Raw genomic sequence first — 15,895 nt, 5'->3', positions numbered from 1 at the left:
GCGTCGCTCGCAGGATTACCACCTGCGGCCGAATAATCCAACGCCATAAGAACTGCCATAATAACCGCCGTAAAGCGAGCGATTACCGTACCAGTAGCTGTTTCTCCAGGTTACTCCAGGATAATAAGAACTATAATAACTTCCCCAATAAGGTCTATAGCCATAATAGCCAACGGAGTACACGTAATCGCTGTTGTATCCGGGAGAGTAGGTGGTACTGGTGACCGTGCAACTGGAAAGCATAAAGGCGGACAAAGAGAGGCTGCTTAGCAGAATTAGTTTTTTCATGACATTGTCCTTGTCAATAGGCGTGTATAAAGTATAAGACAAGAACAAATTATTGACAAATTGTGATTTTATTTTTCACTTAGATTTAAGCCAATGATGGATAGACCCATCAATGTGATACAGGTTATGCGCAGCAGTGATGTCGATTCTCCGAGAAAATAAACGCCATAAATCACCGTGCCGACTGAGCCAATGCCTGTCCAAACCGCATAGGCCGTCCCTAAGGGAAGTGATTTGAGGGAATAGGATAACAAAAGAAAACTGACGGCCATGCCCGCACCAGTCAACAAGGAAGGATACAAAGGAAGGATACAGGCGTGAAAAGCCATCGGTGTATTTAAGGCAGATGGCCCAGAAAACCTCAAAAATTCCCGCCAGAAATAATGCTAACCAGGCCATATTTTTCTTTACAGTGGTCAAAAGCTCAAGATTATAGCAATTTAGAAAGGGACGGAAGTACCAGCACGATACAGGTAACGACTTTCCTGAGTTTCTGAGCCGCAACTGCTCTCACTGTGGCGATCTATGAAGGACTTTAGGTTTCCTTAATTCACAAGGACGCACACCGCTCTTCAAAACCAATCTCCGTAATCGAAATTTGATTTAGGTTCAGCCAGGGCAGTCATCACCTATATGTTTAATATAATAGACCATAAGGGCTTGTTGTGCATTATTTAAGCAAAATTACTTCTTTACAGGGGATTCTTCGGCCTTACTGCTTTGATTTTGTTTGATTTATTTTTATTGATTTGCATTCTATCAATCGGTGCCGGTCCCTGGAAACCATGATCGTTTTCCAGACGCTCTTCTTCCTCGTTACTGGTAACCGGCATGGAAGACCTGGTTTTCCCTTTATTTAAATTGTCAAACGTCGTCATCTTGCCACTCCTTGTCGTCTAAAAACAAAAACCACCCGAAGGTGGTTATTGTTGTCGGTAACAGCAACATTCTCATCTCACTACTACCGGCATTTTAAGTATAGTTACTGTTCATTTATTTTTCAAATTTTTCCCAAAAAATGTTGCGAATTTCGTGGAATTTTTTATATATCAGCATATTGTTTCATGTAAAAAATTTCATTAAGTTTTTTAATAAAACCGTGTTTGCATAATACTCTCATATGTTCTATGGTTATTTAAGCTTACTTTAAATTTTTGGAAAGCAATGATAAGGAGAATTATCATGGACTATAATCAACAATCCGGGAAAAACCAGACGCAGGGGAATATGGGGAAAACTCAAGGTCAAGGTCAAGGTCAAAATCAAGCTGGACTTAAGCAAAAAACCAGTCAAAATCAAACTGTTACAGGCGGCAAAGGCCAATCCAAACCTTCGCAAAATTTGGGTAAAAGCACTGACCAAAACCAAGACAAAATTAGCCAAGGGCGTCATAATATCGATGATCCCATGCGACGTTAATCGCTAATTTTCATTTTAAATTCTGCCATAAATCTGGCAGAATTTTTGAAAAATTCCATGAAATATATTGTTTACCCAATCCCTTTTATAACAAAAATTTAATCGCGAAAATTTTCAAATTGCAATGGTATTTTAATATCTGACTTCTTGAGTAAAGCAATGACTTCCTGTAAATCATCACGCTTTTTTCCTGTCACCCGCACCTTGTCGCCCTGGATAGATGTTTGGACTTTTGCCTTACTATCCTTAATTATTTTGACGATTTCCTTAGCCATCGGTTGATCAATTCCCTGCTTAAACGTCATGTTTAAAGAAAAGGTTTTGCCGCTGTGTACCGGTTTGTCTTCCATGTCAACGCCTGAGGCATCAACGCCACGCTTGCTGCAATGATTACGAAATAAATCTTCCAGCTGCCTGACCTGAAAGTCCGATTCAGATTTTAGTGTGACAGTCAGCTCTTTTAATTCAATACTGGATTCCACCCCGCGAAAATCAAACCGTGTACCCATCTCCCGCACCGCATTATCGACGGCATTTTTAAGCTCAACTTCGTTTATTTCTGAAACAATATCAAATGACGGCATAATTGACCTGTGGATGACTTTAAACGTCCCATTGTAACTAAAAAACGAAAGCAGTGAAATTCCAGTGCGTTACTGGTTGAATCAAGTGAAATACTGTATAATTTTACAGCACAAATGCCCCATCTAAAGCAGGGCTGTTCTGTTTTATTGCAAATGGTAATAGAATACGCCGACAACTCGTTGCTTTAACTCCAACAGGTAGAATTATGAATTCGTTTGTTATTATTGCTTTTTATAAATTCACAAACATCGCCAACCCTGAACAATGGCGTGAAGTCTTGTTAGCCAAACTCATTGAACTCGGCATAAAAGGCACACTCATCCTGGCAAACGAAGGGATTAATGGCAGCTTCTGCGGCAGTCGAGAACAAGTCGATGATTTCATGGCTTATCTTGGTACTTACCCTGAATTTCAGGGAATCCATTTCAAGGAAAATTACGATAATAGCAATCCCTTCGATAAATCCAAGGTCAAGTTACGCAAGGAAATTGTCTCCATGGGTGTTGCCGGCGTTGATGCAGAGAAGAATGCCGGGGAATACGTTAAGCCAGAAGAATGGAATACGCTGATTAGCGACAATGACGTGCTGGTCATTGACACGCGCAATGACTATGAGATTGAATTGGGTACGTTTAAGCGGGCTATTAACCCTAAAACGGTTAACTTTCGTGATTTTCCCGCGTATGTAGAGCAAAACCTGCTTGATAAGAAAGATAAAAAAATAGCCATGTTCTGTACCGGCGGCATCCGCTGTGAAAAATCCACCGCTTACTTAAAGCAACTGGGTTTTGAAAATGTGTATCACCTGGAGGGCGGGATTCTTAATTACCTTGAAAAAATCCCCGCACAAAAATCCTTGTGGGAGGGACGTTGTTTTGTTTTCGATAATCGCGTCGCCGTGGATGAGACCTTAGCCTCGCTGCAAAAGGGCACCATCGATCGGGAGTGGAAAAACAAACATCGTCAAAAAAGCCTCGATAACATGATAGAATCTTGATTCAACTCGTTTACTGGATTGACATGCCCATAGCCATTCGTTTGTCTAAAATTCTGCTCGTTGTCGCCGTGGCTCTTATTGCGACACTGATAGCCTGGGGAAATATCGTTGATTACCAATCGAACCTGTCTTATGTCGCCAAGATCATGAGTATGGACGATATTTTTGCCGCGAGCACACTGAAATGGCGGGCCGTGCAGCATCCCTGGTTAGTGCATTCTGCTTTTCTTACCATTATTGTTTGGGAATGCTGTATCGCTTTATTGTGCTGGATGGGCAGCGTTCAGGCACTACGGGCCTTAAGGCAAAACGCTGCTGTGTTTAATGCATCCAAATCCTTAGCCACTTTGGGCCTCATGCTCTTTTTACTGCTCTTTGCCTTTGTTTTTATGACCATCGGTGGTGAATGGTTCGCCAGCTGGCAATCACTGCAATTTAATTCCATCACAGCCAGCAACACCCATTTTGCCTTCTTGGGCATTATCCTATTGTTGTGGCTTCATGCAGATTAATATGGACACCTTGAAGCAAGCCAAGGCGATTTATCTTGCCAAGCCCGAATACCACAAGGAATTGGCAACCGAACTTGGTCAGGACATCGTCTCGATTGAAAACCTCTTTTTCTCACCGCACCCACTGGATGTTTGCTTTGCAAAGGATAGGTGGTTAAATCCTCAATTCATTGAATTTCAATCGATTTCAGAAGCCGCTGCTGTTTTAAAAAATGCAGGAAAATGGTGGTATTTTTATCCTTTAACGCATGTTCGGCGTGGCCGGTTAATCGAAGAAAAATTGCGTAAAACCCCCTCCCTGCTTCGCCATTTCCCGTTGACAGACAATATTCCGCCGGTAAATGTCTTTTTTCTTCTCGATAAAAATACCCTGGTGTTCAGCACCGAGCGGCTCAATCCATGGCCAGACGGGCAGTGTTTATTCATTGAAGATAAAGTTAATCCTCCCAATCGAGCTTATTTAAAATTATGGGAAGCCCTGACCCTGCTTAAGCAGTATCCCAAGGCAGGCGACAAAGCCCTGGATTTAGGCGCTTCTCCCGGCGGATGGACCTTTGTCATGCAAAGCTTAGGCGCCACCGTGACGGCTGTGGACAAAGCACCGCTGGCTGAAAAAATTGCCTGCTTGCCAGGCGTTCATTTTCTAAAACAAAGTGCATTCGCGCTTCACCCCGACAAATTGACAGAATCTTATGACTGGGTGTTATCCGATGTTGCCTGCTATCCCGAGCGAGCTTACCGTTTGATTAAGCAATGGCTGGCTTCAGGTAAAGCCAGGCAATTGATCTTTACGATTAAATTGCAGGGGGAAACCGATCTTCACATCTTAAGGGAATTGCAAAACCTGCCGAATTCACGGGTGTTAAACCTCTTTTATAACAAGCACGAGGCTACGTTTTTCCACCCCTTTCCCGGCTAAGTAGCGGGTTGTAATTTGACTCGGACTAATCGGGTACTCAAAATATTGATCATTAAACCGCAGATAACCAGTAATCCTGCCGCCATTTTCCAAAGCTCAAATGGCTCGCCCAAGACAATAATTGAACTGAAAACCCCAACGACCGGAACCAATAAGGTATAGGGAACTACCATACCCACCGGATAACGGCTTATTAACCAGTTCCATACACCATATCCAACCCAGGTTGACATATAAACAATGTAGAACAGGGAGCCAATGCCGAGCCAGTTAATATGGTGATAGGTATAAACCATGGTCGACGGCCCTTCGAGCAAAAGGGACAAAAGCAGCATGGGAATGCTGGCGACAAAGCTCCCCCAAACCACCACCGACATCATATTGACGCCTTGAAATTTTTTGGTAATCAGATTGCCAACACCCCAGGTCGCAGCGGCGGCCAGAATGAATAAAAACCCGGTTAAAGTGATGTGGTTATCAAGATGCAAGGCAACCAGAGCGATGCCAGTAAACGAAACAACAGCACCGATGATCTGCAGCAGATGAGGCTGTTCTTTTAAAAAAACAACGGCAAAAAACAGGCTGAAAAATACCTGTACCTGAATAATGAGGGACGCCATGCCTGGGGTCATCCCGGAATGCATGCCCAAAAACAATAACGAAAACTGCAGAGCAAACATCACCAGGCCATAAGAGGCTATCAGGGTAAAGGGCACTTTCGGCGGTTTAATAAAAAAAACAGCAGGCAGGCTGGCCAACACGAAGCGCAAGGCACAGAGCAGTAACGGCGACATTTCATCCAGGGCAAATTTCACAAAGAGAAAATTAACACCCCACACGAGAACCACCACGAGGGCTAATAACACATGGGCAAAAGGCATAATTGAAAACCGCTTGAAACAATACCTGCTATTTTAACTTAAAAATAACACTATTTTTTAAAAATAATGAAAAAATAGTGTCAAGTTTGTGTGGGAATGCTGTAGACGTTCAGAGAAATCCGGTTGCAGACGAAAGCCTGCAAATCCGGAATAAGCTGTCTAATTGCAGCGGCGTTCTATCCAGCACTCATCATAGTAATTATCGCAAACCTCATACTCCTGACAGCGGGGAACATAATAATTCTCTACTGGCACATTAATGATGACATTGGGTACAGGCGGCCCCCAATAAGGACCTGGGCCTGGGCCGTAATAATAGGCGCGTGGTCCATAGCCCGGATGATAATGCGTATTGCCGCCATACCATCCCACGCCAAAGCTCACGGCCGACCAGGCCTGACAATTAAAGCTGGCAAGAAGGCTTACAAGGAACAAGCCAATACAAAATGCATTGCCTTTACGTGTATTCATTTTATTATCCCTGGTGATGATTGATTCATTTGAAAAGAAGACTACAGATTAACTCGCTTGAATGGACCTATTTTAAATTTGTACAACTTGTTCCGCAATTACCTTTGAGAAATTATTTTACCTTGTTTCCATGATTTAACGGCTTACGTCTTGCTAACAGGAGAGTTTATTCGCAAAATGCTCTGCATTAAACTTTAATCAGTCAGGCTGAGCGAATGAAATTTGATAAACTCGTTGCTTTTTTTAAAAAGAAACCCTTTAAACCCAAAGCTTTCTCCGCAGACCACACACCCAATCGCGCCAGCCTCAATGAGACTAACGTTGCGACCGAAAGACCGGATGACCACAAAGGCAATCTAACGGTGACCCGTTTCTTTCTTGAGCAAAACCCAAAACAATACAGCATTTCTGCCGTCCGCATGACGACCAGCGGGCTTGGTGTTAAAATAGAATATGGCATCGAACCAAAGAAATTCACCAAAGCGTATATTCGTCTCGCTAGAGAAAAAATTCCCTTGAAATACAATAAGCACGGCGAACCTTATCACCTGACTTTGAAATTATTGCCAAACCATGTCATTCAGGTCATCAGTAATGATGTGTTTGATATCCTCTCCAGCATGAAAATTTTATCCCCCGATTACTTAAGTCCAGCATTGATGGAACAAATCGCCAAACATTTTCCTACTCTATCTGGAGAAATCGACCTTTATAACGTGATTAACCGGCCGCCCCAGGATGAAGCACCAAAGCCACCTGTCCTTGAACCGAACCTCCCACTGACAGGGAGCAACAGCCCTATACAGAACAATAGCTCCCCTGACTTTTTTATCGTCCCCCCAGTAAAACCCGCGCCGGAACCACCAGCTCAGGACCAGCTGAATTACCGATAAGCAGAATGATTTGCCGTTCACTATACTGAGAGAAGCTGTGGTTATCATTGACTATCGAATAAGGACAAGAAATGAAAGGGATCGGTCAATTGACTTGCTCCGTATGTCTTACTGCTCTGTTCAGTCTGCCCGCTTACGCCTCCAACACCGAAAACAGCCTGCATTATGGCAGTGCCTTTGAAGGCGGCGTGGTGGCTTGCCTGCAAAGCAAGGGTGATCTTCAAAACCTTATCGCGGCGAGCAAAGACAACAGCGACGGCATCGGGTGGGGTGGACAAGGCATTGCCATTGGTCCTGCTGCTCAAAGCGAAACCGATGGCTTGGGGAATAGCCAGGCTATCCGCGACAAGTTAGGGGATGCCCGTTCAGCAGCCAAACTGTGCCTTGATTATGAAGTCGATGAAGCAGGCAACACCCCTTGTCAGGAAGGCAAAACCTGCTACCGTGACTGGTTTTTACCCGCTAAAAAGCAACTCCACTGCCTCTATCAACACCGCCAGGAAATCGGCGGCTTTTCTGAAGACTATTACTGGAGTTCAAGCGAATTTGCAGGGTACCCTGAATACAGTGCCTAGGATCTTTATTTTTCCGACAAAAATCATGATGATGCCGGTGAAGATGATTTTGAGAGAGTCCGGTGCGTACGCTACTTCACTCCCCCAAAATCATAATGTCGCGACTTATTCCTTTGCCGTGACGCTAAGTTTGCCAGCGGCACTGTAGGCTTGAACATTGGGTTGATACATGGCTTGTCCATACACAGGCGGCACAATGTACTCCCCCTTATTGATGGCTTTAATGCGATAAACAATTTCCGTTGCTTCAGAGCCAAGACCGGTGAAAAAGACCACGCGATCTTCACGCACATCGGCATAATCCAGGTATTTCATATTCACTGAATCCCTGACCACTTCAAAACCACCCGGTAAAAGATCAACAATGGCGACATTGTTTAAGTACCGGTCATCCAGTGCCCGCACCTGGATATGGACTTCAATCTCCTGCCCAAGTTCAATGCGATTGATCACATCGCCATCCGGATTGCGGTATTCGCGATCGATTTCTATACCCTGTTTCAATGGCTCGGCAGGGGTTTGTTTGTCAAAGCCCGCCTGAATCAATTGATAGAAAATCGTCTGTTTCGCGGGATTATTAAAGGTAATTTCTTTAACGCCCTCGTCGATTCCTGCTTTTTGGAAAACGGGATTGCTGGCTGGCAAGGTTTTCGATTCATTATTAGCCAGCGTTTCCGTAATCGAGAAACGTCCCGAACCATCTGCTTCCACTGCCTGGGCATAAGCGCCGAGTGCCAGGCTGGAATAACCGGCAAGCAAGGTGTTTATCTCGCCATTATTCATGGCAGACACCAGAGGAATAACATACTTGTCCGTCATTTTTTCCACCCTGTCGGGGAAATGGCTCGCAACCAAATACAGGTATTGAGCATTGGCAATCGATTTACTGTAAAAATCGGTGGATGAAGCATCCACTGGTGCCTTGTACCGGCTTATCAGTTGCTGCGCCTCGTCCTCGCTTTTCAGCAGTTGGTAACTGGCCGCGACATAAGCCCCCAGAATATCCTCGCGCCAAACCCTGGTTTGTTCTTTCTCAAGATACAATTGCAGGTTAGTCAGGTAATTGGTCGTAACCACTTCATTACGCGTTAATAGATAAATGGCATAGGCTTGTAATCTTGCCTCGTCGAGCGTTCTCGGGTTTTGAGCCGCCAATTCTTTCAAGAAAGCCATGCCGGCATAATACAATTCATTAGGAATGACATAACCCTGCGATTTAGCCTCTGTAATGAAATGCATGGCATACACGGAGACAAAGCGATCGCTGTCATTGGCTATCATGCCTGGCCAGTAACTAAAGCCTCCGCTGGTCATTTGACGTTGCCCCAGCATCTGGAAGGTGGTCGTCAGGCGATCCGTAATGGCTGCGGTACTGTTGTTAAACCAGGGCTGTTTACCCATGGCCAATAGGGGCAACGCCTTACTGGTCAATTGCTCAGTACAACCATAGGGGTAATCATCCAAATAACGCTGCAGACCAGCTACCAGAATCAGCGGGCTGCTGGAGAGGGCCGCTTCAACGTGCCGGTATTCAGGATAAAGGGTTCTATCCAGATTCAGGCCCTTGCTTCCACTATTCGTGCCGCCACTGGTCACGGACGTAAGAAAAGCAGTAGGCGGCCTGATGCTTAAGGTTGCATCCATTTTACTGGACTTATCCCCTGCGCTGGTTACGAACGTCACTGTGGCAGAGCCCAGCAAGGATTTAGCCCGTAATGTGTAGCTGATTGTCTTTTCCTTGCCCTCGCCAATCGTCAGTGTGGTCTTGGCATCGCCGACAACTTCCAACCCGGGCGAAACCGTCAATGCAACATGAACGGCAGCCGCATCCCCCGAGTTGTCAATATTATTGGCAATGCTTGCCGTCACGGTAAACTCATCCCCGGGCGCTACAAAGGTTGGCACATTGGGATTGATGACAAAATGCCCGCGTACCTGCGATTCCTTGGTTGCCCCACCCACAGCATCCTCAGCCACCGCAACAGCCATGACTCTTAAGGTCCCGCTGAAATAATCAGGCACCTGGTATTGCACCTGTCGGGGCGTTTGATCCGTATCCATAATCCCTGACCAATACACAACCGGCAAATCCGTTTTACGCTTGAACGGGTTTAAATGATTCGCCAAAAATTCTTCACCGCCATCACCACCAACCGTTGATAATTCACGCTCCTGAACAAATTTAGGCAGAATCTGATCCACGGTTTGTTGCGTCAGCACTTCAAGCGCCCTTTTTTGGAAGAAGAAGCTTAATGGATCGGGCACCTGATAATTAGCCACCTGCAAAATCCCTTCATCGACAGCATAAATAATAATTTTACCCGGTTTGTCGGTTTGATATTCAATGGTAAATGGTTCACCGGGTCTAGCCAGTTGCGGCGTGTTAAGCGCAATCTTTACTGCGTGGTTGGCATGACTAACCTTAAAGGGAATCACGCTGTAACTCAAAGGACTGATAAAAATTTCAGGCGAATTCCAATCCCGTACAAAGGCGACATTGACGTAACCATTCCCTTCAAAATCGGCAGGAATATGAATCGTCTGGACAGAACTGGTTGTTTCTGTTTTAAACCACTGGGTCGCATACACCTTGTCACGCTCAATGGTGATTAAACCAGCACCGGTGTAGGGCGCTGTTATCTGTAACTCAATGTCTTCATCCGCATTGTACTCATCCTTGCTGAGCTTGACGCTCAATTCAGCATTTTTAGCCAGCGGAATTTGGCTTTCGCCAACAACACTGAATGTTAACTGGCTGAGCTCGGTATTGCTTTTATCCACTACCCGGATGGAAAAATCTCCGATTTGATTCGTTGGCAGGGGATATTGTATGCCCTGTTCAGCAATAGCCAGCGGCTGGCTGCTCACCAGCGTGGACTTAACAATGGATTGGTATTGATACGTACCATCCGGTTTTTTAACCAGCGTCGAAACAGGTCTTAGGGCGTAGAGATTCAGTTTCAAGTCATTGACAGCCGTGGGCTTTAACTGCGAGTCAATGGCTATGAACTGAATTTGCCGCGCCGTATTCTGCTTAATGTACTTTAAATCACCATCCGGTTTATAGCCGATAAGATAGCTTAAGGGGCTGACCAATGCCGTCAATCGGGTTGCGACGCTTCGCCCGCCCTGCGCCTCAAACCCTTCGGCAAAAAAGGTCAATTGATAGGTGGCTTTATCAAACCGCTCGAGATTTAAGTTGAATACGGCCATCCCCTCCGCATCTGTTTTAGCCTCCGGCAAATTATCCGTAAATACTTTGGCCGGTTTGTCCGGATCCAGCAGCGGATCAGCGAAGACATAATCCGGGTATTTACTAAAGGCCACACGCTCTGGGGTCAGTAAAATTTTAGCACTGACGGTGCGATCCGCTGCCGGAGCGCCGTACAAATTCCAAAGCCCTACTTTGGCGCTTAAATCTGCAGGCGAGATCCAGCCTTCCGAACCCGGCTGCGACCATTGAGAGGTGATGCGCATGCGATCCGGTTGGAATTCAGACACGCGGAAATTCACCGAGCCCAGGTAGCTGTCCGCCTGGCCATCCTTCACAATATAAAGATTGACATAGTAAGGGCCGGTAGGTGACGTGGCATTGGTTGCCACATCAAAACTCATATAACCTGATGCATCCAGGGTGAATTTTTTATCCAGAATAGTTGTCGCTCTCGGATCAGTTACCGTAGCCTGGAGAGGTAAACCCGCCGGTTGGGGTTTGGCAAAGGTTTGTTTGACAATGACGCCAATGTGCGCTTCATCGCCCGGGCGATAAATGCCGCGATCCGTGAACAGAAAAGCACTGAGGCGGTTTTTCTCATCAGCATTATAGACACCACCGACATCATAGCGGGAATAATTCAATTGCCGTCCCGGATTATTGTAGGGAATAAATGAGACGTCACTGCCGAAACTGGCTAAATAGGCAACCGGTTCCCTGTCTTCAATAAAGTCATTGAGAGGCGGGAAATTGGCACGACCCTGGGCATCCGTCAAGCGGGTTAAGACCGGCAGCCCGTTTTTACCGAGCACCGCCACCATGGCGTTTACTACCGGTGTACCCTGGGCAATGGATTGCACGAAGACATCGTGAGTTTTGTCGCTGTTATCCTTCACAATCAAGCCCAAATCCGTCATCAGAATCAAGCGGCTGTTTTTGACATCCAGCGGGGTATTGTTGCTCATATCCCAACCTGTTGCCTTAAGCAGGAATAAACCCTGCGGTCCCTGGCTGTTGATGTCTGTATTGACGTACTTGCCCAAATCCAGCGCCGTATACTGCTGTTTACTTAAATCCGAGTTATCAAATTGGCGAATTTCTGAAAAAAGCTGACTGATGTTCTGTTGGTTAAAGCTTTGATTAATGAAATAGGGATTATTGAAATCCCCCTGCGTCTGCGTCACCAACTGATTGATGTTATCTGGCATCACACGTGCTATTTCAAATTTCACTGCAGAAAGGCCGCGTACGGTGACTGACAACTTCCGTTCACTGTTTAAAGCCAACAGCGCCCCTTTATGCAAAAAGCCGATTTCACGGGGAAATTCGGGCACTTTGACAATGGCCGTGTAGTCACTGCTTAACACGAAATCGCCAAAACTCTTGATGCCTTTATTCAGTTTAATATACAGGTAGCGAGGCTCATTCACTGTAAATCGATAACTGTGCAAGGTAGCAAAATGATGTTCAGCCGGAATGCTCGTTTTATTAAGTGGTGTTGCCAGCGCCAGGATGTTAGCTGTCACTTCGCCGGGATTCTGCCACTGATAATTCTTTATCTCACCCTGTGCAGGTGTCGCAGGATAGTCCTGAGGCAACAGGTAAACATGCAAATACTTATTCAGTTCTGCATCAGCGACCCCCACCGACGTTTCCAGGTTTAAAACCTGTTCGGGTTGGTCCTTGTCGTTCCGCACAATGGCGGCATCCGCTTTGACAACTTTAAAGTAACTGCCCATATCCGGAAGCAGCACATTCTTGCTGACGGCCGAATCCGTCTCACTGGACTGGCTGGCTGATTTGACCCCGGCACCAATATTCAATACGAGGTATCGCGAAACCTCAGGCAATTGCAAGGTTTCTGAGCGCAAATAGGCCACCCGCTTGTTTTTGCCGTAAGCGACGGTGAATTTATAATTCTCTCCGGCCAAATCAAGTTTGTCCTTTTTAATGGCCTCCAGTATCAACCGGGTATTGTTTTCAAAACTTACGGTATCCACCGGGTAATTAAAACGTACAGTAGCCACGATTTGCCGTACACTGGGCTTCACCGGATCCTGATAAAATTTTAATTTGCTGATTTTGACGCTAAACGGTTGGGTTGCAAAATGATAGGTCAACGTGTCCATCTGGCTACTATCAGCCACAGCGCTCTTGTCCAGAGTAACCTCATAGGATTGACCCGCGGGCCAATCCTGACTCGGCGTAAAAACCAGCCGGTTGTCGCTTTGCCATTTCCATTGTCCAGGCATATCGGGAGACAGGGTGATGCCTTCGGTGACTTCTTTACCGATAAGTTTTAAAGGGGCCACCGATTTGCTTATCAATCCACCATCGCGATTCACTCCAAAATCAAGAATTACCGGTTCGGGGATTAACTCATCCGCCACGGGGGTTATCTCAGGCGCTGTAATTTTGGCGGTAATCCATTCGGGAACCGGGCGGTTTTTATACCATTGATACGCATAGGCAAATGCCGTCAGTAACAGGATGACGCTCGCCAGCGTACCAAAGAAAGCAATCGGTCTTTTACGCGCCCGCTGCCCTAACTCACGAACCCAGGGCGGTGAGCTCCAGCTGATGCGGCCAACAAATGGCGACAGGAAAGAACCCAATGCAGCAAAGAAACGTGAAAAAGGATTGTTATTCATGTTTGATCCAATGAAATGGTGGCACGTAATAATTCAATTCGCTTGAGGTATCCAAAGTCCATTTTTTTTATCTTTTTTATCGAATTGGCGGGAAAAAATAACCCACTCGCATGCCGTTGCGGTATAGTATGGCTATGAAATTCCTCAGACCTTCTAGAATAATATTTGTTTTGCTGTTTGTCAGTGGATTGGCCGCTTATTTTTTTATTCCCAAACCGCCCCTGCTTGAGGGAATCAATTATTCGCGAGCTTTTTTTGATGAGCAGGGCCAGCTCTTGCGACTTGGCTTAAGTCACGACGACAAATATCGACTCTACACCCCCTTCTCAGCCATCGCATCGCCATTGATTGATGCAATACTGCTGCAGGAAGATCAATATTTTTATCGACACCCGGGAATCAATCCCGTTGCCCTTGGCAAAGCCATCTGGCAAACCTACGTTATGAAATCACGTCGGCTTGGGGCATCAACGATTACCATGCAGCTTGCCCGCATTCGTTTTCACTTAAACTCAAAAACAGTTTCCGGCAAGCTGATGCAGATCATCCGGGCATTGCAGCTTGAACGGCATTACAGCAAAAACGATATTCTTGAGGCCTATTTAAATCTGGCTCCCTACGGCAATAACATCGAGGGGGTTGGCGCTGCGAGTCTGATTTATTTCAGTAAGCCGGCAAAGCAATTGACCCTGCCTGAGGCGCTGACGCTCAGTGTGATTCCGCAAAATCCCACCCGACGTACCCCCAGCAATCAACAGTTACAAAGCATCCGCAACAAACTGTTCAAACGGTGGCTTGCCCTGCATCCTGAAGACAACAAACTGAAAGGCACCATGAGTTTGCCTTTATCCATGCGCAGTATTCGCCAGATGCCTTTTTTAGCACCTCACTTTGTCAATTCTCTAGCGCAAAGCCACCCTCTCCCCACTAACGTTACCACTACGCTGGATGGGCGTCTTCAACGCATCGTCGAGCGGGTCTTGCACCAATATTTGGCCCGAACCAAGCGGTTTGGCGCGGACAACGCCGCCCTGTTGCTGGTTGATACGCGCAACATGGGTATTAAAGCAGCGGTTGGATCCGCTGATTTTTTTAATCAGCAAATAGGCGGACAAATCAATGGCACTGAAATCAAGCGCTCGCCCGGTTCAACCTTAAAACCCTTTATCTATGCTCTGGCTTTGGATCAAGGCTTAATCCATCCCGCCACCGTGCTAAAGGATGTTCCCCATCGTTTTGGCGCCTATAATCCTGAAAATTTTGATTATGATTTCATGGGCCCCATCAAAGCGAAGGATGCCCTAATCTTAAGCCGCAATATCCCTGCCATTGAGTTGGCCAACCAACTGCGCAATCCCGATTTGCATCAATTACTGATTGAAGCCGAGGTCACTCAACTCAAACCGGCTTCCTATTATGGTCTGGCGCTCAGTCTGGGGGGTGCTGAATTGACCATGAACGAACTGACCTCTCTTTATGCCATGCTCGCCAATGATGGGATGTGGCACGCATTGCGCAGACGAGACGATGAAGCACGCGATATCGGCAAACGCCTGTTGAGCCCGGAAGCCAGTTTTCTGGTTTTGGATATGCTGACAAAAACAGCAAAACCCGGTGCGTCCAACCTGCCGTCTAACCGGGATAAACTCACGATTGCCTGGAAAACCGGAACCTCCTCCGGTTTTCGTGATGCCTGGACTGTCGGGATTTTTGGCCCTTATGTGCTCACGGTCTGGGTTGGTAATTTTAACAACAAGGGCAACCCGGCGTTTGTCGGCAAAGACATCGCCGCCCCCTTATTTTTTGACGTAATAGAGGCAATCCGGCAAGAATATGGTTCCCTGCCGAACCAGGTCAAATACCCCCAAACCATGAATTTACGGCAAATTGATGTCTGCAAAGCGTCCGGGATGCTGCCAACCCGGTATTGTACCGAAACAGAACGAACCTGGTTTATCCCCGGCAAATCACCCATTAAAAGCGATACCATCTATCGGGAAGTGGCTGTCGATAGCCGCACCGGTTTAAGAACCTGTCACTTTAATGAATACACTCACTTTGAGGTATACGAATTCTGGCCATCCGATCTGCTTAGGATTTTCAAAAAAGCCGGCATTCAACGCCGCTCGCCTCCGGTCTACGAACCCGGTTGCGAACGGATTAACAGCGTTGGCTTGCCGCCGCAGATCACATCACCGCAGCAGGAACTTCATTACATGGTCCAGGCCCATGCTGCACAAACGACTCGAATTCCTTTAAGTGCAGTGACTGATGCCGATGTGGCTAATCTCTACTGGTTTATTAATGACACCTATCTGACCAGGACCCAACGCGATGAAACCTACTGGTGGCAGGCAAAACCCGGGCACTTTATTGTGCGGGTGGTTGACGATCACGGCCTGTCTCATGCGCAGGATATAACCATCTCCGTTACCGATTGATCCATTTGACCAAAAAATAGCAATTGTTGTGCTATGTTTTGATTATGGC

General features: G+C 46.3%; 14 protein-coding genes and 1 pseudogene. 7 read left to right on the top strand and 8 right to left on the bottom strand.

Annotation, left to right across the window (positions count from 1 at the left end; translation table 11 throughout):
* Positions 1-15 precede the first annotated feature (15 nt).
* From Lery_RS14915 to Lery_RS01225, 4 genes and pseudogenes are all read right to left on the bottom strand, one after another.
* Positions 16-288 carry a hypothetical protein gene (locus Lery_RS14915; RefSeq protein WP_082651515.1) on the bottom strand — a complete coding sequence of 91 codons (273 nt, stop codon included), beginning with the start codon at positions 286-288 and terminating at the stop codon, positions 16-18.
* A gap of 68 nt (positions 289-356) precedes the next feature.
* Positions 357-560, bottom strand: coding sequence for a DMT family transporter (locus Lery_RS15910; protein WP_272946887.1), 204 nt, complete (start codon positions 558-560; stop codon positions 357-359).
* A gap of 82 nt (positions 561-642) precedes the next feature.
* Positions 643-687 (bottom strand): annotated as a pseudogene (locus tag Lery_RS15905) (hypothetical protein); the annotation flags it as partial.
* A 293-nt stretch (positions 688-980) separates the two neighbouring features.
* Complete coding sequence (locus tag Lery_RS01225) at positions 981-1,166, bottom strand: hypothetical protein (protein WP_058525430.1); 186 nt, start codon at positions 1,164-1,166, stop codon at positions 981-983.
* Between the two features lie 304 nt (positions 1,167-1,470).
* Here Lery_RS01225 and Lery_RS01220 point away from each other — a divergent pair, with 304 nt between their 5' ends.
* Entirely contained in the window at positions 1,471-1,707 is a 237-nt protein-coding gene (locus Lery_RS01220) for a hypothetical protein (RefSeq protein WP_058525429.1), read from the top strand.
* 98 nt (positions 1,708-1,805) lie between these two features.
* Here the strand turns inward: Lery_RS01220 and Lery_RS01215 are convergent, their stop codons facing one another.
* On the bottom strand, positions 1,806-2,291 hold the full coding sequence (locus Lery_RS01215; RefSeq protein ID WP_058525428.1) for a YajQ family cyclic di-GMP-binding protein: 486 nt from the start codon (positions 2,289-2,291) through the stop codon (positions 1,806-1,808).
* A 206-nt stretch (positions 2,292-2,497) separates the two neighbouring features.
* On the opposite strand from Lery_RS01215, the gene trhO reads away from it, so the two are divergent.
* Genes trhO through Lery_RS01200 form a run of 3 tightly spaced genes read left to right on the top strand, consistent with a single transcriptional unit; the run spans position 2,498 to position 4,720 of the window.
* Complete coding sequence (gene trhO / locus Lery_RS01210; RefSeq protein WP_058525427.1) at positions 2,498-3,289, top strand: oxygen-dependent tRNA uridine(34) hydroxylase TrhO; 792 nt, start codon at positions 2,498-2,500, stop codon at positions 3,287-3,289.
* Positions 3,286-3,801, top strand: a complete 516-nt coding sequence (locus Lery_RS01205; RefSeq protein WP_058525426.1) for a DUF2165 domain-containing protein — start codon at positions 3,286-3,288, stop codon at positions 3,799-3,801. Before trhO ends, Lery_RS01205 begins: the two co-directional genes overlap by 4 nt.
* A gap of 1 nt (position 3,802) precedes the next feature.
* The gene (locus Lery_RS01200; protein WP_058525425.1) at positions 3,803-4,720 is read left to right on the top strand and encodes an SAM-dependent methyltransferase; all 918 of its coding nucleotides are present in this window, start codon (positions 3,803-3,805) and stop codon (positions 4,718-4,720) included.
* Here Lery_RS01200 and Lery_RS01195 read toward each other — a convergent pair.
* Positions 4,717-5,601, bottom strand: a complete 885-nt coding sequence (locus Lery_RS01195; protein WP_058525424.1) for an EamA family transporter — start codon at positions 5,599-5,601, stop codon at positions 4,717-4,719. The two genes, Lery_RS01200 and Lery_RS01195, sit on opposite strands and share 4 nt — an antisense overlap.
* 159 nt (positions 5,602-5,760) lie before the next feature.
* Positions 5,761-6,072, bottom strand: a complete 312-nt coding sequence (locus tag Lery_RS01190; RefSeq protein WP_058525423.1) for a hypothetical protein — start codon at positions 6,070-6,072, stop codon at positions 5,761-5,763.
* Positions 6,073-6,287: 215 nt separating this feature from the next.
* On the opposite strand from Lery_RS01190, the gene Lery_RS01185 reads away from it, so the two are divergent.
* Together Lery_RS01185 and Lery_RS01180 are read left to right on the top strand one after the other, a co-directional pair.
* Positions 6,288-6,965, top strand: coding sequence for a hypothetical protein (locus tag Lery_RS01185; protein ID WP_058525422.1), 678 nt, complete (start codon positions 6,288-6,290; stop codon positions 6,963-6,965).
* Between the two features lie 71 nt (positions 6,966-7,036).
* Positions 7,037-7,540: a hypothetical protein gene (locus Lery_RS01180; protein WP_058525421.1), complete on the top strand. Its 504-nt coding sequence runs from the start codon at positions 7,037-7,039 to the stop codon at positions 7,538-7,540.
* A 105-nt stretch (positions 7,541-7,645) separates the two neighbouring features.
* Here Lery_RS01180 and Lery_RS01175 read toward each other — a convergent pair whose 3' ends face one another.
* The gene (locus tag Lery_RS01175; protein WP_058525420.1) at positions 7,646-13,405 is read right to left on the bottom strand and encodes an alpha-2-macroglobulin; all 5,760 of its coding nucleotides are present in this window, start codon (positions 13,403-13,405) and stop codon (positions 7,646-7,648) included.
* 128 nt (positions 13,406-13,533) lie between these two features.
* Between Lery_RS01175 and pbpC the strand changes: the two genes are divergently transcribed.
* Positions 13,534-15,846, top strand: a complete 2,313-nt coding sequence (pbpC, locus tag Lery_RS01170) for a penicillin-binding protein 1C (protein WP_082657087.1) — start codon at positions 13,534-13,536, stop codon at positions 15,844-15,846.
* Positions 15,847-15,895 lie beyond the last annotated feature (49 nt).

The sequence above is a fragment of the Legionella erythra genome (assembly GCF_001467615.1).
GTDB lineage: Bacteria > Pseudomonadota > Gammaproteobacteria > Legionellales > Legionellaceae > Legionella_C > Legionella_C erythra.
Note: the sequence above shows the minus strand (reverse complement) of the source record. Positions and strands in the feature narration are given on the sequence as shown.